This is a genomic window from Chryseobacterium sp. SC28 (genome assembly GCF_003932955.1).
Classification (GTDB): Bacteria; Bacteroidota; Bacteroidia; order Flavobacteriales; family Weeksellaceae; genus Epilithonimonas.
In genome coordinates this window covers 180,212-203,544 of record NZ_QOVY01000001.1, presented here as the reverse complement: position 1 = coordinate 203,544, position 23,333 = coordinate 180,212, and the positions used below count along the sequence as shown (strand labels likewise).

At 40.8% G+C, this 23,333-nt stretch carries 24 protein-coding genes; 13 read left to right on the top strand and 11 right to left on the bottom strand.

Features of this window, described 5'->3' with window-relative positions; translation table 11 throughout:
• Nucleotides 1-41: 41 nt before the first annotated feature.
• From DTW91_RS00950 to DTW91_RS00940, 3 genes are read left to right on the top strand one after another with little or no spacing between them, the layout of a single operon-like run.
• Entirely contained in the window at nt 42-476 is a 435-nt protein-coding gene (locus DTW91_RS00950; protein ID WP_125201548.1) for a hypothetical protein, read from the top strand.
• Between the two features lie 48 nt (nt 477-524).
• Complete coding sequence (locus tag DTW91_RS00945) at nt 525-1,514, top strand: aspartate-semialdehyde dehydrogenase (protein WP_125201547.1); 990 nt, start codon at nt 525-527, stop codon at nt 1,512-1,514.
• Nucleotides 1,515-1,568: 54 nt separating this feature from the next.
• Nucleotides 1,569-2,576, top strand: coding sequence for a cation diffusion facilitator family transporter (locus DTW91_RS00940; protein WP_125201546.1), 1,008 nt, complete (start codon nt 1,569-1,571; stop codon nt 2,574-2,576).
• Here the strand turns inward: DTW91_RS00940 and DTW91_RS00935 are convergent.
• Nucleotides 2,565-2,990 carry an exosortase F system-associated membrane protein gene (locus tag DTW91_RS00935; RefSeq protein WP_125201545.1) on the bottom strand — a complete coding sequence of 142 codons (426 nt, stop codon included), beginning with the start codon at nt 2,988-2,990 and terminating at the stop codon, nt 2,565-2,567. The genes DTW91_RS00940 and DTW91_RS00935 overlap by 12 nt on opposite strands.
• A complete protein-coding gene (gene xrtF, locus DTW91_RS00930) occupies nt 2,983-3,513 on the bottom strand; it encodes an exosortase family protein XrtF (protein WP_125201544.1) in 531 nt (176 codons plus the stop codon). Before xrtF ends, DTW91_RS00935 begins: the two co-directional genes overlap by 8 nt.
• Before the next feature lie 60 nt (nt 3,514-3,573).
• On the opposite strand from xrtF, the gene DTW91_RS00925 reads away from it, so the two are divergent.
• Nucleotides 3,574-4,587 (top strand): aminoglycoside phosphotransferase family protein, encoded by a 1,014-nt coding sequence (locus DTW91_RS00925; RefSeq protein WP_125201543.1) that lies wholly within the window; start codon nt 3,574-3,576, stop codon nt 4,585-4,587.
• A 63-nt stretch (nt 4,588-4,650) separates the two neighbouring features.
• Here the strand turns inward: DTW91_RS00925 and DTW91_RS00920 are convergent, their stop codons facing one another.
• Nucleotides 4,651-5,307 carry a C40 family peptidase gene (locus DTW91_RS00920; RefSeq protein ID WP_125201542.1) on the bottom strand — a complete coding sequence of 219 codons (657 nt, stop codon included), beginning with the start codon at nt 5,305-5,307 and terminating at the stop codon, nt 4,651-4,653.
• A 214-nt stretch (nt 5,308-5,521) separates the two neighbouring features.
• On the bottom strand, nt 5,522-7,720 hold the full coding sequence (locus DTW91_RS00915; RefSeq protein WP_125201541.1) for a glutamine synthetase III: 2,199 nt from the start codon (nt 7,718-7,720) through the stop codon (nt 5,522-5,524).
• A gap of 346 nt (nt 7,721-8,066) precedes the next feature.
• Between DTW91_RS00915 and DTW91_RS00910 the strand changes: the two genes are divergently transcribed.
• Complete coding sequence (locus DTW91_RS00910; protein WP_125201540.1) at nt 8,067-9,734, top strand: DUF6909 family protein; 1,668 nt, start codon at nt 8,067-8,069, stop codon at nt 9,732-9,734.
• Between the two features lie 43 nt (nt 9,735-9,777).
• Here the strand turns inward: DTW91_RS00910 and DTW91_RS00905 are convergent, their stop codons facing one another.
• The gene (locus DTW91_RS00905; RefSeq protein WP_125201539.1) at nt 9,778-11,898 is read right to left on the bottom strand and encodes a carboxy terminal-processing peptidase; all 2,121 of its coding nucleotides are present in this window, start codon (nt 11,896-11,898) and stop codon (nt 9,778-9,780) included.
• Nucleotides 11,899-12,065: 167 nt separating this feature from the next.
• On the opposite strand from DTW91_RS00905, the gene surE reads away from it, so the two are divergent.
• Nucleotides 12,066-12,830, top strand: a complete 765-nt coding sequence (gene surE / locus DTW91_RS00900; protein WP_125201538.1) for a 5'/3'-nucleotidase SurE — start codon at nt 12,066-12,068, stop codon at nt 12,828-12,830.
• Nucleotides 12,831-12,836: 6 nt separating this feature from the next.
• Nucleotides 12,837-13,526: a class I SAM-dependent methyltransferase gene (locus DTW91_RS00895; RefSeq protein ID WP_125201537.1), complete on the top strand. Its 690-nt coding sequence runs from the start codon at nt 12,837-12,839 to the stop codon at nt 13,524-13,526.
• 61 nt (nt 13,527-13,587) lie between these two features.
• Here the strand turns inward: DTW91_RS00895 and DTW91_RS00890 are convergent, their stop codons facing one another.
• The 6 genes from DTW91_RS00890 to DTW91_RS00865 form a co-directional block, all read right to left on the bottom strand.
• Complete coding sequence (locus DTW91_RS00890) at nt 13,588-14,094, bottom strand: hypothetical protein (RefSeq protein WP_125201536.1); 507 nt, start codon at nt 14,092-14,094, stop codon at nt 13,588-13,590.
• Between the two features lie 61 nt (nt 14,095-14,155).
• Nucleotides 14,156-15,355 carry a diaminopimelate decarboxylase gene (lysA, locus tag DTW91_RS00885; protein ID WP_185144713.1) on the bottom strand — a complete coding sequence of 400 codons (1,200 nt, stop codon included), beginning with the start codon at nt 15,353-15,355 and terminating at the stop codon, nt 14,156-14,158.
• A gap of 271 nt (nt 15,356-15,626) precedes the next feature.
• Nucleotides 15,627-15,956, bottom strand: a complete 330-nt coding sequence (locus tag DTW91_RS00880; protein WP_125201534.1) for a hypothetical protein — start codon at nt 15,954-15,956, stop codon at nt 15,627-15,629.
• Complete coding sequence (locus DTW91_RS00875; RefSeq protein WP_125201533.1) at nt 15,941-16,180, bottom strand: hypothetical protein; 240 nt, start codon at nt 16,178-16,180, stop codon at nt 15,941-15,943. The genes DTW91_RS00880 and DTW91_RS00875 overlap by 16 nt, the downstream gene beginning before the upstream one ends.
• Complete coding sequence (locus DTW91_RS12775; RefSeq protein WP_228412600.1) at nt 16,134-16,538, bottom strand: hypothetical protein; 405 nt, start codon at nt 16,536-16,538, stop codon at nt 16,134-16,136. Before DTW91_RS12775 ends, DTW91_RS00875 begins: the two co-directional genes overlap by 47 nt.
• 31 nt (nt 16,539-16,569) lie before the next feature.
• On the bottom strand, nt 16,570-17,799 hold the full coding sequence (locus DTW91_RS00865) for a PolC-type DNA polymerase III (RefSeq protein WP_125201532.1): 1,230 nt from the start codon (nt 17,797-17,799) through the stop codon (nt 16,570-16,572).
• A 188-nt stretch (nt 17,800-17,987) separates the two neighbouring features.
• Here DTW91_RS00865 and DTW91_RS00860 point away from each other — a divergent pair, with 188 nt between their 5' ends.
• The 6 genes from DTW91_RS00860 (at nt 17,988) to accD (ending at nt 23,233) form a co-directional block, all read left to right on the top strand.
• Nucleotides 17,988-18,869, top strand: coding sequence for a bestrophin family protein (locus DTW91_RS00860; RefSeq protein WP_125201531.1), 882 nt, complete (start codon nt 17,988-17,990; stop codon nt 18,867-18,869).
• A gap of 2 nt (nt 18,870-18,871) precedes the next feature.
• Nucleotides 18,872-19,411 (top strand): RNA methyltransferase, encoded by a 540-nt coding sequence (locus DTW91_RS00855; protein WP_125201530.1) that lies wholly within the window; start codon nt 18,872-18,874, stop codon nt 19,409-19,411.
• Nucleotides 19,412-19,582: 171 nt separating this feature from the next.
• Nucleotides 19,583-20,236: a CBS domain-containing protein gene (locus tag DTW91_RS00850; RefSeq protein WP_125201529.1), complete on the top strand. Its 654-nt coding sequence runs from the start codon at nt 19,583-19,585 to the stop codon at nt 20,234-20,236.
• A gap of 3 nt (nt 20,237-20,239) precedes the next feature.
• Complete coding sequence (locus tag DTW91_RS00845; RefSeq protein ID WP_125201528.1) at nt 20,240-21,112, top strand: NAD kinase; 873 nt, start codon at nt 20,240-20,242, stop codon at nt 21,110-21,112.
• 102 nt (nt 21,113-21,214) lie between these two features.
• A complete protein-coding gene (gene fbaA / locus DTW91_RS00840; protein WP_125201527.1) occupies nt 21,215-22,282 on the top strand; it encodes a class II fructose-bisphosphate aldolase in 1,068 nt (355 codons plus the stop codon).
• 93 nt (nt 22,283-22,375) lie between these two features.
• Entirely contained in the window at nt 22,376-23,233 is an 858-nt protein-coding gene (accD, locus tag DTW91_RS00835) for an acetyl-CoA carboxylase, carboxyltransferase subunit beta (RefSeq protein WP_125201526.1), read from the top strand.
• Nucleotides 23,234-23,333 lie beyond the last annotated feature (100 nt).

Sequence of the window (23,333 nt, the reverse complement as noted above, 5' to 3'; positions counted from 1 at the left end):
TGTCGGGATTTTTTTTATCTTTGTCATTCAAAATTTTTAATATGGACATTTACAACATTCTATTGCAGGCTCACCGCGGTTTTGCCTACCTCGAGCTTTTGCTGGTGGCCGCTTTTGTAGTTCTTCTGCTCGTCACGATGTTTGGTTACAGCGGCAATATTTCGAAAGCCTTGCGAAAAGTGACCCTCTTCACGATGATCTTCTTCCACGTGCAGTTTCTTGTAGGAATTGTGATGCTGATTACCAACATTACAAAAGGCCTCGATATGGCAGCCGTGATGAAAAATGCCGATCTTAGATTTACCTATGTGGAACATCCTTTCTCGATGCTGATCGCCGCAGTTGTGATGACAATCATCAACAAAAAGCTGAAAACAAACGACAAATTGACCATCCCTGTTGTATCATTAGGATTAGTAGCTGTCGCGCTTTTTGTGTTCGCCTTCCCTTGGGCAAGGGTTTTCGGAGTTAATTAATCAAATGTCGGAGCCATCATCATTAATTATTAATTAATCATAAAACAAATGAAAGTAGCTGTAGTAGGCGCAACCGGAATGGTGGGACAAGTGATGCTGAAGGTTTTGGAAGAGCGAAACCTTCCGATTACCGAATTAATTCCAGTAGCTTCGGAAAAATCTGTTGGCAAAAAGGTCAAGTTCAAAGACAAGGAATTGACCATCGTCAGCATGACAGATGCTATCGCAGCCAAACCCGAGATCGCCATCTTCTCAGCCGGCGGAAATACTTCCCTGGAATTTGCACCAAAATTTGCCGAAGTCGGAACCGTCGTTATCGACAATTCCTCTGCCTGGCGAATGGATCCCACGAAGAAATTGGTGGTTCCGGAAATCAATGCCAACGTTTTGACCAAGGAAGACAAAATCATCGCCAACCCCAATTGTTCTACCATCCAGCTGGTAATGGTGCTGCATCCGCTCAATCAGAAATATGACATCAAAAGGGTTATCGTTTCCACCTATCAATCGGTAACGGGAACCGGCAAAGCAGCAGTAGATCAATTAAATGCCGAGATTAAAGGCGAAAATCCCGAGAAAGTCTATCCGTATCAAATCTTCAAAAACGCATTGCCGCACTGCGATGTTTTTGCAGATGACGATTACACCAAAGAAGAAATCAAATTGATGAAAGAGCCCAAGAAAATTATGGGCGACGACACTTTTAATCTTACTGCAACTGCCGTAAGGGTTCCCGTGCAAGGTGGGCACTCGGAGAGCGTGAATATCGAATTCGAAAATGAATTTGATATCGATGAAGTGCGACAAATTCTTTCCGAAATGCCCGGCGTGACGCTGCAAGACGATGTGAAAAGCAACCATTATCCGATGCCACTGTATTCCGAAGGCAAAGATGAGGTCTTCGTAGGAAGAATCCGAAGAGATCTCTCGCAACCCAAGACGCTCAACCTGTGGATCGTGGCAGACAATCTTCGGAAAGGCGCCGCTACCAACGCCGTGCAGATCGCAGAATATTTGGTGGCAAACAACTTAGTCTAAACTAACAAAAATCAAAGAATCTTCGAAAAAGCTCGAAGATTTTTTATTTTAACAATGGAAAACAGCAAGGCACAAAACACCAGCATCGCTTTTCAGAAATGGATCGCTGCAGTAGGCATCATACTTTTTGTCGGCAAAATAATTGCCTGGAAGATGACCAGCTCCGATGCTGTCTTTTCGGACGCGATGGAAAGCATTGTCAATATCGTGAGTGCCTTTATGGGACTGTATGCCCTGTATCTTGGCGGCAAACCCCGCGATGACAATCATCCATACGGACACGGAAAGGTAGAATTTGTCACCTCGGCGATCGAAGGTTCCTTGATTAGCATCGCAGGTCTGATGATTATTTATGAAGGGTGCAACAGTTTGCTCACCGGAAAAATTCTCAATAAATTAGATTGGGGAATCTGGATTATCGCTACAACGGCCATTGCCAATTATGTTTTGGGGTACGTCTCGATTCGGATAGGAAAAAGGCAGAATTCGGTGGTTTTAATTTCTTCCGGGAGACATTTGCAGTCGGACACTTTTACCACGTTGGGTGTTGTGGTAAGTTTGGTCATCGTTTACTTCACACAGATTTTTTGGATAGATTCGGTTGTTGCGTTGTTTTTCGGGGTTTATATTATAACCGTTGGTTACAAGATCGTGCGCCGCTCGCTCAGCGGAATTATGGACGAAGCCGATCCTGCTATGCTTGGCAGACTTGCGGAATTCCTCAACCAAAACCGGAAACCGGAGTGGATCGATGTGCATAATATGAAAATTCAGCAATTTGGAAGCCGGCTTCACATCGATGCTCACATTACTTTGCCTTGGTATTTTGATTTGAGAACCGCACACAACGAAATGGAAGAAATGATCCGAATCATTGTAGAAAATACGGAAAGAGTGGTAGAATTTAATTTTCATATGGACGATTGCAAGCCGACTTCATGCCCGATTTGCCAAATCGAAAACTGTCCCGTCCGTCAGCACGAACTCGTAAAAAAAGTGGAATGGAACGGCGAGAACATTTCTCAGCGCGACAAGCATACCATTGATAATTTAACGTTCTGAAATTATTTTCCTATAGTAAAAAATAGGAATGATTAAAAGCAAAGTTAAAGGCTGAATCACGAATCTTCTGATGTAAAACGCAAAGAGATAACCAAACCGGAATCTTTCCTCGATACAAATCAAATATAGTGGAAATACAATGATGAAAATTAAAACCATCAAAACCAAAGCCTGCAAGGTCCATTCTTTATTCTGAAACAAAAAATGAATAATCCAAAGGGAGAAAAAGGTGTTCAGCAAAAACCGATAAATATATCCTAAAATCAGTTTGCCCCATTCGTAATCCGGAAAAACCGCCGCGTGATCTGCAGATTTGAAATACCAAAGAAACGGATCATAAAAGAGCCTATCCTCCAATGCCCGGATGCCTACCAACCCAACTACACCTACGAAAACCAAAATCCACCTAAGCATTCTCGACTTTCTTGAGTGCAAAAAACTGAATCCAAACCAGCCAAAGAATGATGACGCCGCCGTAAATAATGGCAGGAAAAAGATAATCGTGACCCATTTTCTCGTATTGCGGATATTTCAAATAAATGATATTCAGCAGTGCAATTCTGAAAATATTCAGGACGTGAAGAATGACAAGACCCAACAAAACATAGAGAAAAGTTTTTGCGCCTTTGTAAAAAGCAAAAATAAATGCCGCAAAAAGAATGGCTACCGAAATCACATTGCAACCCTCCACCATTCTCGTTGTAAATTGCCCATTGGTTAGGAAAAGAATGCTGTGAAGTTTCATACTGTCCACCAATTGGGTGGGAAAGCCCAAAAAATCCTGTACAACCTCAACCTGCCAGGCCACCCATCTGGTGAATGGATCTACCACTTGGACGGCGTAATGATTGAGATAAAACTGATAAAGCATGACAAAAACAATGTAGATAACAACGAATCTCAACAAAATCTTCAGAACCGGCAGAAAATCTTTCATAGGGTAAAAATACAATTTTCCGTGGTTTCAAATTCTATTATTAATTAACTTTGTAATATAATGCAACATCAGAAATTTTTCGAAGATTTTGTCGGTCGCAATGCCGATTCGTTCCAAAAACTGCCGCAAAGCGGATCATCGAGGATTAACTACATTGCGACTTCCGCAGGGACAAAATATCTTGTTACTTACAACGAGAACATTCGCGAAAACGAAGCTTTTTTCTACTTTTCAAAATTACTCAAAGATCTGAATCTTAATACGCCAACAGTCTTCAAGATCAACGAAGACAAAAATCTTTACATTCAGGAATTTTTGGGCAGCAAGACTTTGTCCGAAATTATTTCCGCTGAAAAAGAATCCAATCGGGTCAAAAATTTGGTTCAAAAAAGTCTGAAATCGCTCTATGAATTGCAAACCAAAACGGCGGGGAAAGCAGATTTCAGCCACAGTTTCGAATATGAAAGATACGATAGCCTGCCGATAATGCACGATCTCTATTACTTCAAGAATTTTTTGATTGATGTTTTGGAAATCGAATATCACAAATCTACTTTGCTGAAGGAGTTCCAGAAGATCTCGGAGGTCGTTCAGAAGCAAGCCCCGAAGGTGCTGATGATTCGGGATTTCCAATCGAGAAATATTTTGGTGGATGACAAGGACGATGTTTTTTTTATCGATTATCAAGGTGCGATGGAGGGTCCGGCCGGCTATGATGTCATTTCCTTTCTCTATCAGGCCAAAGCTAAGTTTCCGGAGGATTTCAAAGCAGAAATGCTGGATTATTATTTGTCCTTTTGGCAAACTGAATTCGACAGAAAAGCGCTAAAATCATCTTTCCATTGGATGATGCTGATGCGCTTTTTGCAGGTCTTGGGTGCCTACGGATTCCGAGGTTTGATCCAGCGGAAACCGCACTTTTTGGAAAGTCTTTTCTTGGGAATCGATAATATTTTTGAATTGAGTACGGTCTGGACGCAGATTTCTACGGACTTCCCCGAGTTGTACGCCTTGATTCAGAAGCTGAAGACTCAGGCTGCCCGGTTGAAGATTGAAGCGTTGATTATCGAATAATACAAAAACAAAAAACCCCAGAAATTGTCAATCTGAGGTTCTTTCTGAATATCTCCAGGTTCTCTAATTATTTAATACACTTAATCTGTCTGCTTTTACGATTCGTTTTGCGAATCTGAATTTGGGACCCCAATAATTATCATCCAATGATGAAACCATCACGCCTTTGGAGGTGGCGGCGTGGATGAATTTGACTTGTCCGTCTGCGGTAATTTCTTCGACGATCCCGACGTGTGAGATTCTGCTTCCTTGATGCGAGAAAAAAACCAAGTCTCCTTTTTGTAATTCTTTTTTGTCAACAGAATCGCCTTCCTGAGACTGTGCTGCTGCTACGCGAGGAAGATTCATCCCGGCTGCTGCACCAAAAACGGACAGCACGAATGCCGAGCAATCTATTCCTCTTCTGGTAGTTCCGCCATATCTGTAAGGTGTGCCAAGGTAGCTTTCCGCTTCAGACAAGATGTTATCAATGGTGTTGCTATAGCTGATGGCATTTTCTATCACCGATCTTTTGATTTGCTCATTGGTATTGGCAATGGCTGCCAGAACTTGTTGTCCTTTATTGGCCTGAATTTTAGGAACAGCTTTAATGTCCAAAGATTCAAAATTGGCATCCGTTTTGTATGGTTTATTATTAGAAACCACATAGTTGGAAACGCAAGATTGCAGCGAAAAAAATGTGGCGACAAATAAAAAATAAACTTGAATTCTTTTCTTCATATATATTTAATTATTTGTTAAACTTGAGTTGATTTTTTGTGATGCATAGCAAAATTAGCCATTACTCTCTGAAGCTTCCTTCATTTTGGTATGGCAATGCTTTAGTTTAACATATTTTAACAATCTCAAGTAGAATGTTAAAGAAAAACAAACCGCAAAGCCTTTATTTGGACTTTGCGGTTTAATTTTTAGTTAAGATTTGTTAACATTTATTTTATTTCGTAAATAGGAGTTCTCTATATTTGGTCATCGGCCACAGTTCATCGTCCACCATCATTTCCAAAGCATCCGACGGAACGCGAATATTTTCGAATAAAGGAATTACTTTATTGCAGTATTCCTCGGCTTGTCGCTGGCTTCCTTCTGTGTTTTTCGCTATTTCTTTGGCCGCCAATAATTCATCAACTCCCAATTTGATTTGGGAAACGTTTCGTGAAATGTCCGATATCAGGCTCAACTGTTCTTTGGCTAAAGTCTTAAATTCTTTTTCACTGAAGATTTCTTTCAGGCCTTTGACGTTCTCGATTAATCGGTTTTGATAATTGAGCGCGGCAGGGATAATATGATTTCTCGCGATGTCAGCCAGCACACGTGCCTCGATGTCTATGACTGCAGAATATTTCTCGAGTTTGATTTCGTTCCTTGCCTCGAACTCGCGGTGCGAATAGATTCCCAATTCTTCATACAGCGCAACGAATTTTTTGTCCATTTCTTTTTTTAGTGCTTCCGGTGTCGTTTTCAGGTTGCTAAGACCGCGTTTCTTGGCTTCCTGAGCCCAGTCGTCGGAATATCCATCCCCTTCAAACATAATCTTTTTCGATTGTTTGATGTATTCTCGCAGGATATTGAAAATGGCTTCATCTTTCTTGAGGCCGCTTTCTATTAGTGCATCTACCTCGGTTTTAAAAGTTTTCAATTGTTTTGCGACGATGACATTCATTACCGTCATCACTTCGGCACAGTTGGCGGAGGATCCTACGGCTCTGATCTCGAATTTGTTACCGGTGAAGGCAAAAGGAGAAGTCCTGTTTCGGTCGGTATTGTCCAAAAGGATTTCAGGAATTTTTCCAACCACATTCAGTTTCAATTCTGTCTTTTCCTCGGGAGATAATTTTCCGTCGGTCACTTTTTCCAGCTCTTCCAATACGCCCGATAGCTGACTTCCTATAAAAGCCGATATAATGGCCGGTGGTGCTTCATTGGCACCTAATCTGTGATCGTTGCTGGCCGAGGCAATGGATGCTCTTAATAGATCTGCATAATCGTGAACGGCTTTCAAGGTATTAACAAAAAAACTCAAAAATTGAAGATTTTTCTTAGGATTTTTTCCCGGACTAAGAAGGTTTTCACCGGTATCCGTTCCCAGGGACCAATTGTTGTGTTTTCCACTTCCGTTGATGCCTGCAAATGGTTTTTCGTGGAACAAGATATGGAAATGATGCTTGTGGGCAATGCGCGCCATAATGTCCATCAATAATGAATTATGATCTACCGCCACATTGACTTCCTCGAACATCGGAGCCAGCTCGAACTGGTTCGGAGCCACCTCATTGTGTCTTGTGGTGACGGGAATCCCCAGTTTCATACATTCGATTTCGAGATCTTTCATAAAGTTCATCACTCGGGTAGGAATGGAGCCGAAATAGTGATCGTCCAGCTGCTGACCTTTCGCCGGAGAATGCCCCAGCAAAGTTTTGCCCGTCAAAACCAAATCCGGACGGGACTGGTACAAAGCTGAATCGACGAGGAAATATTCTTGTTCCCATCCCAGCGTTGGAGAAACCTTCGATACATTCTTGTCAAAATAAGATTTCATAACGTCGGTAGCCGCTTCGTCCACCGCATTCAACGCTCTCAAAAGCGGTGTTTTATAATCTAAGGTTTCGCCGGTGTAAGAAATAAAAATCGATGGAATACAAAGGGTGGTTCCCATAATGAACGCCGGCGACGTTGGATCCCAGGCGGTGTAACCCCTTGCTTCGAAAGTATTTCGGATGCCCCCATTTGGAAAAGAGGAAGCGTCCGGCTCTTGCTGTATCAACATCCCGCCACTGAATCTCTCAATCGCCCGGCCACCCTCGATGGGTGTGAAGAAGGAATCGTGCTTTTCTGCCGTGGCTCCCGTAAGCGGCTGGAACCAGTGCGTGTAATGGGTCACGCCTTTGGACATAGCCCAATCCTTCATAGCCACAGCCACTTGGTCTGCGATGTGTCTTTGGATTTTTGTTCCTTTTTTAGAAGCTTCCATCAGCAGTTGGAAGGCCTCCTTGGTAAGATATTCTCTCATCGTTTCTTCGGAGAAGACGTTTTGACAAAACAATTCCGATAGTTTTGCGGGAACTTCTACGAAATTATCTCTTCGGTAATTTCGGAACGGAAGTTCGGCTAAGGCTTTAAATCTTAATGTTGACATAAAATTTTGTTGTTTTAACGAGGCAAATTTACACAAAATATAAATCGAAATAATGTAACCCCTAAAAAAATGCAGCCGTATCAATTCAAATAATTTCTTTAAGATCCGATAACCCTAAAAAAATCTAATGATTTCTAAAAAAAAGAAAAAAGCTTTGTTTAATGATTGTTATCCGAATATGAATAAAATTTATTCCGGGAATTATTTTTAGAACCTTTTGAGAAAGATTAATTTTAACAAAGGCTTTAATATTTTCAATCAAATCGATTAATCATTTGAGTATCAATATGATATAATTTATTTTAAATTTTGTATCTTCGCACACTTTTATAAAAATTTCAAATATATGGTAAATTCACGAGCAAGAGAAACCACCGAAGCTATCGAAAGATTGTACATCTCGATGAGACACTTATTCTACCGTGGGTTTTTCAAACCTGCAGGCGTTTCGGGGGAATCGTTGAGAAAACTCCTGATGGTCATCAATCCCGAAATCTACGGCAGCATGAGCATTCCCAACAAAATAGAACTGAACGGATTGCTGTATGTTCTAGACCGTCTTCCCGAAGGCATCGAGGAGTGTTCTTTCATTCACTTGACTTCCGACGAGGGTTTTGATAAGGGAAGTTTTGAACCAATCGTTCCGAAAAAGCGCCGAAGAAACTGCTACCGAATCGATGAACACCAAATGAATATCGAAGTCCTGCTGGGCCGTTCGGAAATATATGACATCCTTACACATCTTACGTTTCTCTATTTGGAAGCCGACAAAATCAGAAATTTGGGTTTTGATTTGGAGGATGAAGGCCGCCCAAGGCGCCTTTGGAAAATCATAGAAGAAGTGGCAAAAGGCGGGAAAAAGCACAGCCGAAAAGAGAAAGAAGTCGCCCTGATACATTTATCCTCTTTTTTGGGACGCACTTTTGACGAAACGCTTGATGCCTACAATAATTTTGGAGATGAAAGCAATCCCGACCGTTTATTCAAAATCATCTACCAGCTGGGACATGTCAGTCTGATGGATTGGAAAGAGATCAACGAACGCGAAATTTATTTCTCCTCTATTCTTCAGGAAAGAGTTGGTCACCACCTTTTCGGGGAAAAATGGGCCAATAAAATCAAGCAGGTTTTGGTAGAGAATAATCTGCATATGCGTCCGCTTCACATCATCAGCGCCAATATGCACTCGGTAAAAAATATGTTATTTGCCAATGACGCCCTTAGCAAAAAAGGAAACAACCAAGTTGATTATAAGCTATTTGCAGACATCAGCAACAGCAAGGAGCTGCAGACCAAAGTGCTGGATCACGCCTTGCAGGAAGGAATGATCTACATCGATGATCACAGCGGTAGCAATATCGATGTGCAAATCATCGATCTAACGAAAACGGAACTTAAAAATACAATTTTCGCGGGACAAAAATATACAGGGGACGATGTGATTTTGGTTTTCGATTATGCTTTCGGCGAGCAGGCTTTTGAGGTAATGGATGAATTATTGAGACCCTACGAAGTTCACGAGGAAGTGTATATGATGAAAGTAAAATCGATTTCCATAATGGGAAAAGCCGGAATCCTGACGGGAAGCAAAGGCGATATAATGATTCCGACAGCGCACATCTTCGAGGGAACTGCCGATAATTACACCTTCGAAAATGCTCTGAAACTAGAAGATTTTGCAGACGATGAGATCAAAGCTTTTGAAGGTCCAATGGTGACGGTTTTGGGAACATCGCTCCAAAATAAAGACATTCTGTCTTACTTTATGACCACTTCTTGGAAGGCCATCGGGCTGGAAATGGAAGGAGCACATTACCAAAAAGCGATTCAGGTGGCGAGTAAAATTCGGCATCACATTTCTCCGGATCTCTTTGTGATGTATGCTTATTACGCTTCGGACAATCCTTTGGAAACCGGCAGCACGCTGTCTTCGGGCGGGCTGGGGCTTACGGGTGTAAAACCGACTTATATGATCACTCATAAAATCATCGAGAAAATCCTCAGTCACCCATAAAAAAAGGCGGTACTTCGCAGATGAAGTATCGCCTTTTTGATTTTTATTTAATCTTGGATAACGCATCCACCGTCTCCTCGAGATAGAAATCGCGTTCCAGATTTTTTCTCCAGTTTTCTGTTTTTTTGGCAAAGGCCTCATCTTTTTTGATTCTGATGGCTTCTTCGGGATGCAACGTAAATTTCAGTCCGTTATTGAAGTCGTCCAAACTTTTGAACTTTTCGATCTGCGCTTTACGCGTTTTCATCAATTCATTGAATTTGGTTTGATTGAGCGTGATGGTTTCCTCTTTGTCCAGCGCTTCTTTCCATTCGGCAGATTCTTGCAGCAACTTATAGTTGTTATTATTGGCGAGTTGCTTTTCTATTTCTGCTCTTAGTTGAGGAATATTAAGAGGAGCCAACTTTTTATAGCTTGCGGTTTCTATTTTGTCCCAAGGCAAAGCATAAGGATCATAGCGTTCTCCAATTTCAGCATAGGTATAGAAATCTTTCATCTTGATGTCAGATTCGACTCCTTTTCTCTGTGTAGATTCTCCGCTGATTCTGTAGAATTTTTGAATCGTCAGTTTCAGCGAGCCAAAGTCTTCATTGGTATTCAGGAATCTGTTGAGATCGACAAAGGTCTGAACCGTGCCTTTCCCGAAAGAACTTGGTGAACCGATGATGACGGCTCTACCGTAATCTTGCATTGCCCCTGCAAGGATTTCCGATGCCGATGCCGATAACTCGTTTTGCATAATAATTAATGACCCCGTCCAGATAGGACTATTGGACTTGTTGCTAAGAACCTGCACTTTGCCACGCCCGTCTTTGACCTGTACATAAGGCCCCGCGTTCATAAACAGTCCCATAATGTCGCCCACTTCGGTTAGCGATCCACCGCCGTTATTTCTAAGATCCAAGATGATGCCTTCTACATTTTCTTTTTTCAGTTTGATAAGTTCCGCTTTGATGTCATCGGAGGCATTTCTGCCCTGCGGATCGGCAAAATCGACATTGAAACTTGGCAGATAGATGAATCCGTATTTTTTGCCGCTTTTAGAATTCACGATGATACTTCTTGCGAACGTGTCTTCTATCGCCACTTCTTCGCGGATCATCGTCACCTCTTTTACGGTTTTGTCCTTTTTCTCAACGGTCAGGGTTACGGGTGTGCCTTTTTCGCCGCGGATGAGTCTCACAGCCTCGTCGGACAGCATCCCGACCACATTTACCGGTTCTTCGTCCGGCTTAGATTTCACTTTTAAGATTTTATCGCCCTCGGATAATTGTTTGGATTTCCAAGCTGGGGCTCCGATTGTCAACGGTCCTAAGTAGAGATAGCCCTTTTTTTCCTGAATGATCGCCCCGATTCCGATTACTTTTCCGGTGAATTGCATATCAAATTCCTCCTTATTTTTGGGTGAAAAATAGTTGGTATGCGGATCAAATGTTTCTGTATAAGCATTCATATAAACAGAGAACCAGTCCATTTTTTTTCTTTTCTTGAATCTTCGGAAAGAGTCGGTGATCAGATCTTTCACTTCCAAGGTAGCTTTTTCGCGCTTCTTTTCCATAGAAAGCGGTGCATATTTGATGGTATCAGGAAGTTTGTTGGCAATCACAGAATCTTTTTTCTTTTTCTGGGCTTCTTCTTTGCTGGTGAGCGTTTCCATTTCCTGCAAGATGTTGTACTTGATGTACTTTTTCCATTCGTTGTACTGCTGTTTGGCATCAGCAGGATTCGTCCTTTTCTTGGGCTCGAGGATCAATTCGTCATCTTCATCCAGATTAATAGGTTTCGAAAGGATATCCTGAGTCATTTTATCGATCTCATCTACACGCTGATAAAGCCTGTCAATCGTCAATTTATAAAAAACGAGATTGCCATCATTCAGATAATCATCGAGTTTTGTATAATGTTTTTTGAACTCATCCACGTCGGATTGGAGGAAATATCTTTTAGACGCGTCCACATCTTCCATATATTTATCAAAAACGTCCTGAGAATAGGCGTCGTTTATAGGTTTGGGGCTGTAATGCAGATATGAAAGAGTATTTTTAACGCTTACCATTATGGTTTGCATTTTTTCATCATCATTTTGTGGCGAGTTGAAACAGAACATCAGCGTCATCAGTGGCGCAAACATCAGCAGTTTTTTGAACTTGATTTTCTTGAACATAAATTTAATCGATACTTACTTATTAGTCAAATTTTTCTTTTGAATGTTACGGTGGTATTCAAAAACGAAACCAAATTTAACACCTTATTTTATTTTACTCGTTATAAATTGGTTATTTTTGAGATATTTTTGAAAATCTTGTAAAAAGATAAAAAATAAACGAAATTATGAACAAACCATTGATACTGGTAACCAATGACGACGGCATCATAGCTCCCGGAATTAGAAAATTAGTAAACATAGTGAATCAAATCGGCGAAGTCATCGTCGTAGCGCCCAACTCTCCGCAAAGCGGCAAGGGCCACGCCATAACCATCAACTCTACTTTGAGTTTCGAAGAACTGCATCTGGACGGGCCGCAAAAGGATTTTTCTTGCTCCGGAACGCCCGTGGACTGCGTGAAAATGGCCTTGGACAAAATCTTGCCAAGAAGACCGGATCTGGTAGTCTCGGGCATCAATCACGGCGCCAATTCCTCCATCAATGTCATTTATTCCGGAACGATGTCTGCCGCGGTAGAAGCGGGCGTAGAAGGTTTGCAGTCCATTGGCTTTTCTTTAGCCGATTTGAAATGGGAAGCCGATTTTGATCAGTCCGAGGATTTCGTTAAAGACATTATTCTCAAAACTTTAGAAAATCCTATGCCCAAAGGTGTGGTGCTGAATGTGAACATCCCAAATCTGAAGAAAGATGAAATAAAGGGAATCAAAGTCTGCAAACAGGCCAATGCCAAGTGGGAAGAAAGCTTCGACGAAAGAACCAATCCGCACGGAAAAAAATATTACTGGCTCACGGGATACTTCAACAATATGGACGAGTCTGAAGATGCCGACGAAACCGCTCTGGCAAACGGATTCATCAGCATCGTTCCGGTCAAATTCGATTTGACAGCGTACGAATATATGGACGGACTGACCAAAATCTATGAATAAATTTCTATGACAGATCTGCCGGGCCTTGCCATCAAAAATTTCTACCAAAAAACCGGCAGGGGAAAACTCTACGTTCACGACACTTTTGGCCCAAAAGTAGAAATGCCGATTTCTCTCTACTTCCGAAACGAAAAACAATTGCCAAAACTCGAAAGAATAGCGCTTCGGCTTTGCAAAGGCAAAACTCTGGATATCGGTGCAGGCGCAGGTAGCCACGCGCTGATTTTGCAAAACAAAAATCTGGACGTCACGGCGTTGGAAATCTCGCCGGCCGCTTGCGATGTGATGACAAAAAGGGGTCTAAAAAAAGTGATCTGCGAAGATGTTTTCCAATTTGATGATGAGAAATTCGATACACTTTTGTTATTGATGAACGGAATAGGATTATGCGGAGATTTGATTGGTTTTAGAAAATTCCTCAAAAAAGCTGAGACTTTGCTCAATGAAAACGGAATTTTAATTTTCGATTCTTCGGATATCGGTTATATGTTTGAAAATCAAGAACTTCCGAAGGATAAATATTACGGCGAAGTAATTTGCAGATACGAATATCAAAAGCAGTTCACAGACTGGTTCGGTTGGCTTTATCTGGATTTCAAAACCTTAGAGGAAATCACTTCGGACGAAGGATGGAAATCAGAATTGATTTTTGAAGATGAGAATGATCAATATCTCGTCAAATTATCCAAAAAATAAAAAAACCGCCAATTGAAGGCGGTTTATACTTTGTTCATCCTGTTTTTTACTTTGTACAATCTTAATTAAAAGCATTATCGTAAGCCATCGATGAAAAATCGATTTTGACAATGGCTTTAGAAGGGATGGGATCGCCATTGCATTTGGCCGGCGTCCACGTTTTGTTGACTTTCTTCACCGCGTCTTTCAGATCCTCTAGAAACGCTTCGCTGTTTTCAACTTTTGGTCCCGCCTCCAATTTCGAAAGAACACCCTCTTTGGTGATATCCATTTTTACAAAAAATAAACCGTTGATCACATAGGTTTTCCAGTTCACGTTTTCCATCAATTTTTCTTTCAGATCTTTGATGTAAGCCTCCGAGCCTCCGGGATATTTCAGTGTTTGGAACTTAGAAGGGTCGCAAGAATTGTCTTTGATTTGATAAATTCCCCGAACGTTGTAGGCCACCGCGCTAAGGGAATTGTCCATCATTGGAATTTCGATGTTAAGAGACTCTTCCACATCGCTGTTTTGGGCAAAAGCGAGGGAACTCATCAATAAGCTTACCGAGAGTAATAGTAATTTCATAGTTTTTGATTTCTCAAGATGAAAGAAAATCTGTGCCAAACCGAAGCGATTTGCAACTTATTTACAACACTTCAATCTGGTTTTTCAACAGATCTTCAAACTCGTCTCTTTTTCTAATGAGATGCGCTTTTCCGTCCAAGAACATCACTTCTGCAGGCTTCAGTCGGGAGTTGAAATTGGAACTCATCTCAAACCCGTATGCTCCGGCATTTCTGAAAACGATAATGTCGCCTTCTCTTACTTCATTTATTTTCCGATCCCAAGCGAAAGTATCTGTCTCACAGATGTTTCCGACAACCGTGTAGATTCTTTCCGGACCTTTAGGATTGGATAAGTTTTCGATAATGTGATAAGAATCGTAGAACATCGGCCGAATTAAATGATTGAAACCAGAATTGACGCCCACGAAAACCGTTGCAGTGGTTTGTTTGATGACATTCGATTTTACCAAGAAATGACCGCTGCCGCTTACCAGAAATTTCCCAGGCTCAAACCAAAGCTGGAATTTTTTCCCGGTCTCTTCCTCATATTTTTTAATCGCGTTTCCTACTTTTTTCCCAAGCGATTTTACGTCTGTTTCGATTTCGCCATCTTGGTAAGGCACTTTGAAACCGCTTCCCATATCCAGATATTTCAGATTTGGGAAATGCTCTGCCAACTCAAACATAATTTCAAGACCTTGGAGGAAAACGTCCGGATCCTTGATTTCGCTTCCCGTGTGCATATGAAGACCTTCCACATTCAGGTTTGTAGATTTCATCACACGTTCGATATGACGCATTTGGTGAATCGAAATTCCAAATTTAGAATCGATATGTCCGGTCGAAATTTTGTGATTTCCGCCGGCATAAATGTGCGGATTGATTCTCACAAAAATCGGATAAGCACCACCATATTTGGTTCCAAATTGCTCAAGAATCGAAATATTGTCAATATTAATATGAACATTATGAGACATTGCTTCTTCGATCTCAGCCAAATCCACACAATTTGGCGTGAATAGAATTCTTTCGTTGGAGAAACCAGCTTTAAGTCCCAATTTCACCTCATTGATAGAAACGCAATCCAAAGAAGCGCCCAGTTTTTCTACGTACTTCAGGATATTGATGTTGGTCAAAGCCTTTGCAGCGTAGAAAAAACGCGTGGTCTTCGAGAAAGAAGAGGTCAGCTTTTTATACTGCTCGCTGATGGAATTAACGTCATAAACATACACGGGCGTCCCGAATTCTTTTGCTATACTTAGCAAGTCCTGATTGGTCATAATCTCGATTTTTAAAAATAAAAAGGCAGATTCTTGTATAAAGAGTCTGCCACAATAAGTATCTTATGCACGCCACTCCTTAGACATTCCAAACCTTGGAAAACCTTACAGCTCCCTTTTTTCCGATTTTGCTTTGTTTAAAATATGGCATGGCTTGTTGTTGATAAAATTTTGGCAAAATTAGAGTTTATCTGTAAACCTTGCAATTTTTTATAATCTTAAATCTCCTTCGCAAATTAATAACTACTGAGAATATAAAAAAATTCATGATTTAATAAATATTGAATTCCGATAAAAATCCGGAATGGCTGTTTGTAATAAATTTTACGAAATACGTTTGTCCAATTTGTGAATAGAAAATATACCAGCTTGTTTTTGCATTGGCTTCGTAGCGGAGATAATTCTCGCCAAACTTTAGCCATTCTTTTGGTGTACTTTTCGGTGGATAAATACCCAATTTTTCTTCAATAAAATTCCGAATATTATTAACGTATTCTTCCGCACTTTTAGGAAAACCAAAATACTCTTTCTCGAACAGAATATTGATTAAATCTACTAAGTAGGACGTGACTTGGGGCGCAAAGATTATTTTTCTTTCCAAGGCAATGTCTTGATATGTTCTTTGACGGAATCGAATAATTCATCACCAGAGATGCCTACTTTCTCCCAATATGCTACCTTTTCCTCATCACTTAACTGTGCTTCATAATCTGCATCGAAAGCTTTGCTGTTCATCAATTTTATAAGTTGATCTAAGACATTTTTATCTTGCAAACCATTAATCCAAGTTGTAATTTTCAGTTTTTCCATTGCGAATGTTTCCATAATGCTGTATCTTTTCTACGAATTTACAAAAAATTTGAAAAGTAATTTTGTCGATTAATGAAGTTTTTATAATTATTTGGGCAGCTTTTCCGCCTTCCGTTCCCAATCTTTTTGCCCACGCTTTTCCAGCCACAAAAAAGAATTTCCACTCAAGTCGGGCTGCGAGGATTCGGTTTTTATCTACAGCTCCACCCACTGAAAAGGGAATGATGGCGTGACCAACTAAGTTGTGCATTTTTCCAAGAACATTTTCAAGTCCTTGCAATTTCCGCTCATAGTCCAATTCGTAATATTCTTCAGAAAATTCCTTTGCTACTGGCTTTTCAGCTTTTCCAAATAATTTTTTTAGAAAATTCATAATCATATTTGTGTTTGAAATTATTTTTAAATCAAACTTTCGGCAACTCCAAAACCTCAAACTCATTCCTCAAAAGCGCCAATTGCAAATCATTCTGCAAATCCTGAGAGAATCTGGTAACAGGCAGCATCAGTTTTTTAATTTTCTCCAAAGATTGGATTTGATGATACAAATCGTAAAATCCAAATCCTGTCAGTTTTCCGTTTTCTAAGATGAGGAAAGACTTTTCGCCCAAAGTTCTTCCGGATGAGGTCCAGATTTCGTTTCTTTTTTTAAGATTGATTTTCTGCGTGAATTCTTCAAGATTTTCTCTCAACTCCGGTTTGGATTTGATGTAATTGATGGCTTTCAAACCTTGCGTAAAACTTTTGAATCTTAAATAAGGTCTCTCTTCCTGCTCTTTTTTGATTTTCTCAAGAATGAATTTATTCTTTCTGTGAAACAATCCGAAAGGCAAAGGTTGCGTTTTACTGATGCCTTTATTCTTCATCATCAGTTTGGCAATCAGGTCGGTTCCCGTCAGTTCGTAGGAAGTCAGAACTGAATGTTCCTGAATGTTCTTGTATTTCCTTGAATCCGATTCAAGGATTTTTTTGGCAGATTTGTAAAGGTCTTCCACGACATCAGAATAGATGATTTTCCCTTCAGAATTTTGGAAATATAAGATTCCGCGCTCGTTTGGAAGGTCTTCTGTTAGCGATTGGATTTTATTAAGATAACTTTTCGCGTGATTTTCTTCGTGTTGAGATTGGATGATTTCATTGTTTTGATCTTTGATCATCAGCAACTTAAACAGATCCAAAGTCGCTCTCGCATCACCACTCGCTCGGTGCGCTTCTGTGAGCGGAATTCCGATGGATTTGCAGAGTTTGCTCAATGAATAGCTTTTCTCATCGGGAATCAGTTTTTGGGCTAATGGAATTGTGTCTAAAGTATTGATCTTGAAATCATAACCAAGGCGTTTGAACGATTGGCGAAGCATTCGGTAATCGAACTCGATGTTGTGGCCAACCAAGGTAGAATCCTGCGTGATCTCGACCACTCGTTTTGCAATTTCGTGAAATTTTGGAGCAGTCAAAACCATTTTCGCTGAGATTCCCGTAAGCTTTTGAACAAAAACGGAGATCTCGTCTTCCGGATTCACGAGCGAGATAAACTGGTCTGTAATCTCGTGACCATCAAAGCGATAGATCGCAATTTCTATGATGCTTTCCTTACGGAAAGGCGCGCCGTTACTTTCTATATCTATTACTGAATACATCTGCATTTATTCGACTTTCGTCTCGTTTTTTATCCTCGGGGTCATATTTTTCTGTCATAGCCGGCACGTATTTTTTAAAAGTTTAAATTTAAAAATAATTTTCAGAAACGGTTTTAAAACTTTATTAATTGTAGCGTAAATCCGAATTTTTATTTGATATCGGTTACCTTTGTGCTCAAAAGCACTTTATGCGCGCCTACAACACCAAAAACTTTCTCAAAATTCTGGTGAGTCTTCATAAATCAGATACTTTGAAGATTCTTTTCCCATCAATATTGCTCGTGGGTGCCTATTCGCTTGCAGTGTATTTTTTCGAACTCGAATATCTGCGGCTCACTGCAAAATCAACCGTAAGCCATATCGGTATGCTCCATTCTTTGCTGGGATTTGTGTTGTCTATGCTATTGGTTTTCAGGACCAATACGGCGTACGACCGATGGTGGGAAGGGCGAAAACTCTGGGGAAAACTAGTCAATGACAGCCGAAACTTTATCATCAAGATTTGCGGAATTCTGGATGAAAAAGATTTTAAAACAAAAGCTCAGATTGCAAAATATATCAAGTTTTTTCCTCATTTCTTGGCAGGCCATCTTTCCAAGGAATCCACAAGCTTAATTTTGGATGCAGATTTTGCCGATCTCGCCAACGAATTGAAACATCATCCACCCGCAGAAGTGATTTTCTTGCTGACCAAAAAACTTTATCAAATGAAAAAAGAAGGGAAAATCTCCGATACGGAAATGTTGTTTCTTGACGCCCAACTTTCCGGTTTTCTAGATGTCTGCGGTGGCTGCGAAAGGATCAAAAACACACCGATTCCTTATTCTTATTCCTCATTCATCAAGAAATTTGTTGTTTTCTATGTCTTGGCGCTTCCTGTGGCGAATGTCGTGAACCTCGGATATTTTATGATACCGATTACAATGTTTGTTTATTATGTATTAATGAGTCTAGAGCTGATTGCTGAAGAAATCGAAGATCCATTCAACAATGACGAAAATGATATTCCGATGGAATCTATTGCCAAAAACATCGGGAGGAACGTGGATTTAATAATAAATAAAGCCTGATTGTGACAAAGAAATTAAAACTCGAAGAGCTGGGGCGCATCGACGTTGATACCTTCAAAAAAACGCCGAAAATTCCATTGGTTGTTATCCTTGATAACGTGAGAAGCATGCACAACGTGGGCGCGATCTTCAGAACTGGCGATGCTTTTTTGGTTGAGAAGGTAGTCTTGTGTGGTATCACGCCACGCCCGCCTCACCGAGAGATTCATAAGGCCGCGCTTGGCGCCACGGAAAGTGTGGACTGGATTTATGAGCAGGATATTAATGTTGCGATTAAAAATCTTAAAAAAGAAAACTTCAATATTATTGGAATTGAGCAAACATCAGACAGCCAATTAATTTCTGCTTTTAAAATTAAATCTGATCAAAAATACGCCTTGATTTTAGGAAATGAAGTCGATGGAATCAGCGAAGAAGCGCTTCCAAACATTGGCATTTTCTTAGAAATTCCCCAATTGGGCACCAAGCATTCTTTGAATGTAAGTGTCTGCGGCGGCATTGTAATGTGGGAATTTGCCAAAAACCTTGAAAGCCTAAAATAAAAAAACTGCAAACACCTTACAGTGCCGCAGTTTGAAATAAATCTAATAAAAAGTAAAAATGAAAGGCGACAAAGATATATTTTTTGGATAATACAAAGCAATACTTTTTATAAAATTTCATAAAAATTTTTAAAATCTTTGCCGGCAACGGAATTTTTGTAAATTAGCATAATGTTTATAAAAGACTACATTTCCAAGGATTACCCTGTCTTCTCCGGCAAGGACTCTATAGAAGAAGCTTCGGAGGCTGCCAAGGAATTCGGATACTCGCACGTTTTTATCGTAAGCAAGGGGGTTTACCTCGGAGGTCTCAGCCAGCCTTTTTTAGAAGATAGCCCGGAAGGCACATTGAATTCGCTTAGCATTCACTACGAAAGGTTTGCGATCATCGAGGACAACAGTATTCTCGACAGCATCAAGCTTTTTCATACTTTTAATGCCAATGTTATCCCCGTCATTTCTAAGGAAGAGAAATATCTGGGTTATATTTCCTCCGAAGACATCTTCAGTGAGTTTTCAAAATATCCTTTATATTCTGAAAGTGGCGCGATTCTTACGATCGAAACCAATAGTTTGCATTATTCGATGACAGAAATTTCGCAGATCGTGGAAAGTAACAATGCTAAAATCTACGGAATCTTCATCAGCGCCATCAAAGAAGACAGCATCGAAATCACACTCAAAATCAGCAACGAAAATCTGAGTTCCATAGACGAGACCTTCGAAAGATATGGTTACAACGTGGTCAACAAGCACTACGACGATGAGAAAGAAGAACTGCTGAAAGACCGCTTCGGGTTTTTTCAAAAATTTTTGGAAATATAAACGATGAAGGCGGCCATCTATTCCCAAAAAAAAGATGTAGATACATTTCTGTACCTCAACCAATTCATTACCGAGCTGGCCATAAGGGATGTCTCTGTAATTTTGCACGCAGAAACGGCGGAAAGGCTCAATTTTTCTAAAGAATTCGACACTTTTTCCTGCAAAGAAGAACTTGAGAGGGAACACGTCAATATCGTTTTCAGTTTCGGCGGAGACGGAACCATTCTCAATGCGATGACCTTCATCCAAGATCTCGAAATTCCCATTATCGGCGTCAACACAGGACGTTTGGGATTCCTTGCAAACTTCAGAAAAGAACAGATTTTTGACGAATTGGATTCTATCATTCTCGACAAAAATTACAACATCAGCGAAAGATCGGTCATCAAAATCAGCACCAATACAGAAAACAACATCGATTTTCCCTTCGCACTCAACGACATCAGCTTGTCCAGAAAGGAAACGACCTCGATGATTACGGTAGAATCTTACATCAATGATTATTTCCTGAATGTGTTCTGGGGCGACGGCTTGATCGTTTCCACACCAACTGGTTCTACGGCCTATTCCTTGAGTTGCGGAGGACCCATTATTTCGCCGGCTAACGACAACTTCGTCATCACCCCGATTGCGCCGCATAATCTCAACGTTCGGCCACTCATCGTTAAAGATGATGTCAAGATCAGATTAATCGTAGAAAGCCGTGTCGAGGAATATACATTGGCCTTAGATTCCCGACTTTATCATATGCAAGTCGGCAGCGAAATTACCATTGAGAAAGCAGATTTCTCCCTATTTCTCATCAAACCGAAAAATTTCAGTTTCTATGAAACCATTCGGCAAAAGTTGCTTTGGGGAAATGACAAAAGGAATTAACAAAAGAATAGCGGCTTCTACTTAATATGTGAAAATCGGAATACTAATAATTAATAATTTCGTAACTTTACCGTCCATAAAAAATTTTAAAAATAAATCGAAATGAGCAGAAAATTTCCGGCAGGAGTTGCCACCGGTTCTTTAGTAACAGAAATATTCCAATACGCCAAAGAGAAGCAGTTTGCACTTCCTGCGGCCAACGTCATCGGATCAAGTAATGTGAATGCAGCCATGGAAACTGCCGCAAAAGTGAACGCGCCCATCATCATCCAATTTTCAAACGGCGGATCCATCTTCAACGCAGGAAAAGGATTGAGCAACGAAAATCAACGAGCGGCGGTTCTCGGCGCAATAGCGGGCGCCAAGCACATCCACACCTTGGCAGAAGCTTACGGAGCGACGGTAATTCTGCACACAGATCATTGCGCCAAAAAATTATTGCCTTGGGTAGATGGCCTCTTGGATGCCAGCGAAGAACACTACAAGAAAACCGGCAAGACGCTATACTCTTCTCACATGCTCGACCTTTCGGAAGAACCTATCGAAGAAAATTTGGAACTTTCTGCAAAATATCTCGAAAGAATGGCAAAAATGGAAATGACACTCGAAATAGAATTGGGCGTAACCGGTGGAGAAGAAGACGGCGTGGACAACTCGGATATCGATAGTGCCAAACTCTACACCCAGCCCGAAGAAGTAGCTCGCGCTTACGAAGTTCTGAAAAATGTGTCGGACAATTTTACCATCGCTGCCGCTTTCGGAAACGTTCACGGCGTGTACAAACCGGGAAATGTAAAACTAACCCCGAAAATCCTCGACAATTCTCAAAAATATGTCCAGCAAAAATTCGGAACCGCAGACAAACCGGTAAATTTCGTATTCCACGGCGGATCGGGATCTACTTTGATGGAAATCCGCGAAGCGATCAGCTACGGTGTTGTAAAAATGAACATCGATACCGATCTCCAGTTTGGCTACACAGAAGGAATCCGAGATTATATGACAGAAAAAATCGATTATCTGCGTCATCAAATCGGAAATCCGACGGGAGCCGATGCGCCAAATAAAAAATTCTACGATCCAAGAGTTTGGGTAAGGAAAGGCGAAGAAACTTTCATCAAGAGATTGACTCAGGCGTTTGAAGACCTGAACAATATTAACACACTTTAATTTTTTGTAAAAAGTAAAATGTACAAAGTATAATGTGTAATCGCATTTCCTTTGTAGTGTTTACTTAATACATTTTACGTAAATACTAAGAAAATGGCATTTGATTGGTTTAAAAGGAGAACGCAGAACATCACGACTTCTACGGAGGAGAAAAAAGACGTCCCGAAAGGACTTTGGCACAAAACGCCAACCGGGAAAATTATAGAAGCCGAACAGCTGAAAGCGAATAATTTCGTCTCTCCGGAAGATGGTTTCCACGTGAGAATCGGAAGCAAAGAATATTTCGATATGCTCTTTGACGATCATAACTTCAAAGAATTGGATGCCGATGTGGAAAGCGTGGATATGCTGAAATTTAAGGATACCAAATCTTACGCGGATCGCCTGAAAGAAGTGAAATCCAAAACCAAACTCACCGACTCTATCCGAAACGCAACCGGAAAGGTAGATGGCGTCGAGATGGTGGTCTCCTGTATGGATTTTGCATTTATCGGAGGATCTCTCGGATCTGTGATGGGCGAAAAAATCCGCAGAGCCGTAGATTATTGCATCAAAAACAAGTTGCCCTATATCATCATTTGCCAATCTGGCGGTGCAAGGATGCAGGAGGCGGCTTACTCTCTGATGCAGCTGGCAAAAGTGCAGTCCAAATTGGTTCAGCTTTCGGATGCCGGTTTGCCCTACATCGCGTATTTGACAGACCCAACTTTTGGAGGCATCACCGCTTCATTCGCCATGACGGCAGACCTCATCATGGCAGAGCCGGGCGCCTTGATCGGATTTGCCGGCCCAAGAGTGATCCGCGAAACCATAGGGAAAGACCTTCCGGAAGGATTCCAAACCTCGGAGTTTTTGCAGGAAAAAGGCTTTGTAGATTTCATTGTGAAAAGAACCGAAATCAAGCAGTCCGTTTCCCGAGCCTTCAAACTTTTGATGCACGAATATCATTAACCTCGGTTTATGAGCTAAAAAATAGTTACTCTCTCAGCTTTGGGAGAGTTTTTTATGAGATTTATCAGCATATTTTTCAGAGCTTTACGATCGCTGACTT

Coding starts and splice junctions, on each gene's coding strand:
- DTW91_RS00865 (WP_125201532.1), bottom strand. CDS start 17,799: ATGTATTCAGTAATAGATATAGAAAGTAACGGCGCGCCTTTCCGTAAG.
- DTW91_RS00915 (WP_125201541.1), bottom strand. CDS start 7,720: ATGTCAACATTAAGATTTAAAGCCTTAGCCGAACTTCCGTTCCGAAAT.
- DTW91_RS00940 (WP_125201546.1), top strand. CDS start 1,569: ATGGAAAACAGCAAGGCACAAAACACCAGCATCGCTTTTCAGAAATGG.
- DTW91_RS00920 (WP_125201542.1), bottom strand. CDS start 5,307: ATGAAGAAAAGAATTCAAGTTTATTTTTTATTTGTCGCCACATTTTTT.
- xrtF (WP_125201544.1), bottom strand. CDS start 3,513: ATGAAAGATTTTCTGCCGGTTCTGAAGATTTTGTTGAGATTCGTTGTT.
- lysA (WP_185144713.1), bottom strand. CDS start 15,355: ATGACCAATCAGGACTTGCTAAGTATAGCAAAAGAATTCGGGACGCCC.
- surE (WP_125201538.1), top strand. CDS start 12,066: ATGAACAAACCATTGATACTGGTAACCAATGACGACGGCATCATAGCT.
- DTW91_RS00895 (WP_125201537.1), top strand. CDS start 12,837: ATGACAGATCTGCCGGGCCTTGCCATCAAAAATTTCTACCAAAAAACC.
- DTW91_RS00910 (WP_125201540.1), top strand. CDS start 8,067: ATGGTAAATTCACGAGCAAGAGAAACCACCGAAGCTATCGAAAGATTG.
- fbaA (WP_125201527.1), top strand. CDS start 21,215: ATGAGCAGAAAATTTCCGGCAGGAGTTGCCACCGGTTCTTTAGTAACA.
- DTW91_RS00935 (WP_125201545.1), bottom strand. CDS start 2,990: ATGCTTAGGTGGATTTTGGTTTTCGTAGGTGTAGTTGGGTTGGTAGGC.
- DTW91_RS12775 (WP_228412600.1), bottom strand. CDS start 16,538: ATGAATTTTCTAAAAAAATTATTTGGAAAAGCTGAAAAGCCAGTAGCA.
- DTW91_RS00850 (WP_125201529.1), top strand. CDS start 19,583: ATGTTTATAAAAGACTACATTTCCAAGGATTACCCTGTCTTCTCCGGC.
- accD (WP_125201526.1), top strand. CDS start 22,376: ATGGCATTTGATTGGTTTAAAAGGAGAACGCAGAACATCACGACTTCT.
- DTW91_RS00925 (WP_125201543.1), top strand. CDS start 3,574: ATGCAACATCAGAAATTTTTCGAAGATTTTGTCGGTCGCAATGCCGAT.
- DTW91_RS00905 (WP_125201539.1), bottom strand. CDS start 11,898: ATGTTCAAGAAAATCAAGTTCAAAAAACTGCTGATGTTTGCGCCACTG.
- DTW91_RS00875 (WP_125201533.1), bottom strand. CDS start 16,180: ATGGAAACATTCGCAATGGAAAAACTGAAAATTACAACTTGGATTAAT.
- DTW91_RS00945 (WP_125201547.1), top strand. CDS start 525: ATGAAAGTAGCTGTAGTAGGCGCAACCGGAATGGTGGGACAAGTGATG.
- DTW91_RS00890 (WP_125201536.1), bottom strand. CDS start 14,094: ATGAAATTACTATTACTCTCGGTAAGCTTATTGATGAGTTCCCTCGCT.
- DTW91_RS00845 (WP_125201528.1), top strand. CDS start 20,240: ATGAAGGCGGCCATCTATTCCCAAAAAAAAGATGTAGATACATTTCTG.
- DTW91_RS00860 (WP_125201531.1), top strand. CDS start 17,988: ATGCGCGCCTACAACACCAAAAACTTTCTCAAAATTCTGGTGAGTCTT.
- DTW91_RS00950 (WP_125201548.1), top strand. CDS start 42: ATGGACATTTACAACATTCTATTGCAGGCTCACCGCGGTTTTGCCTAC.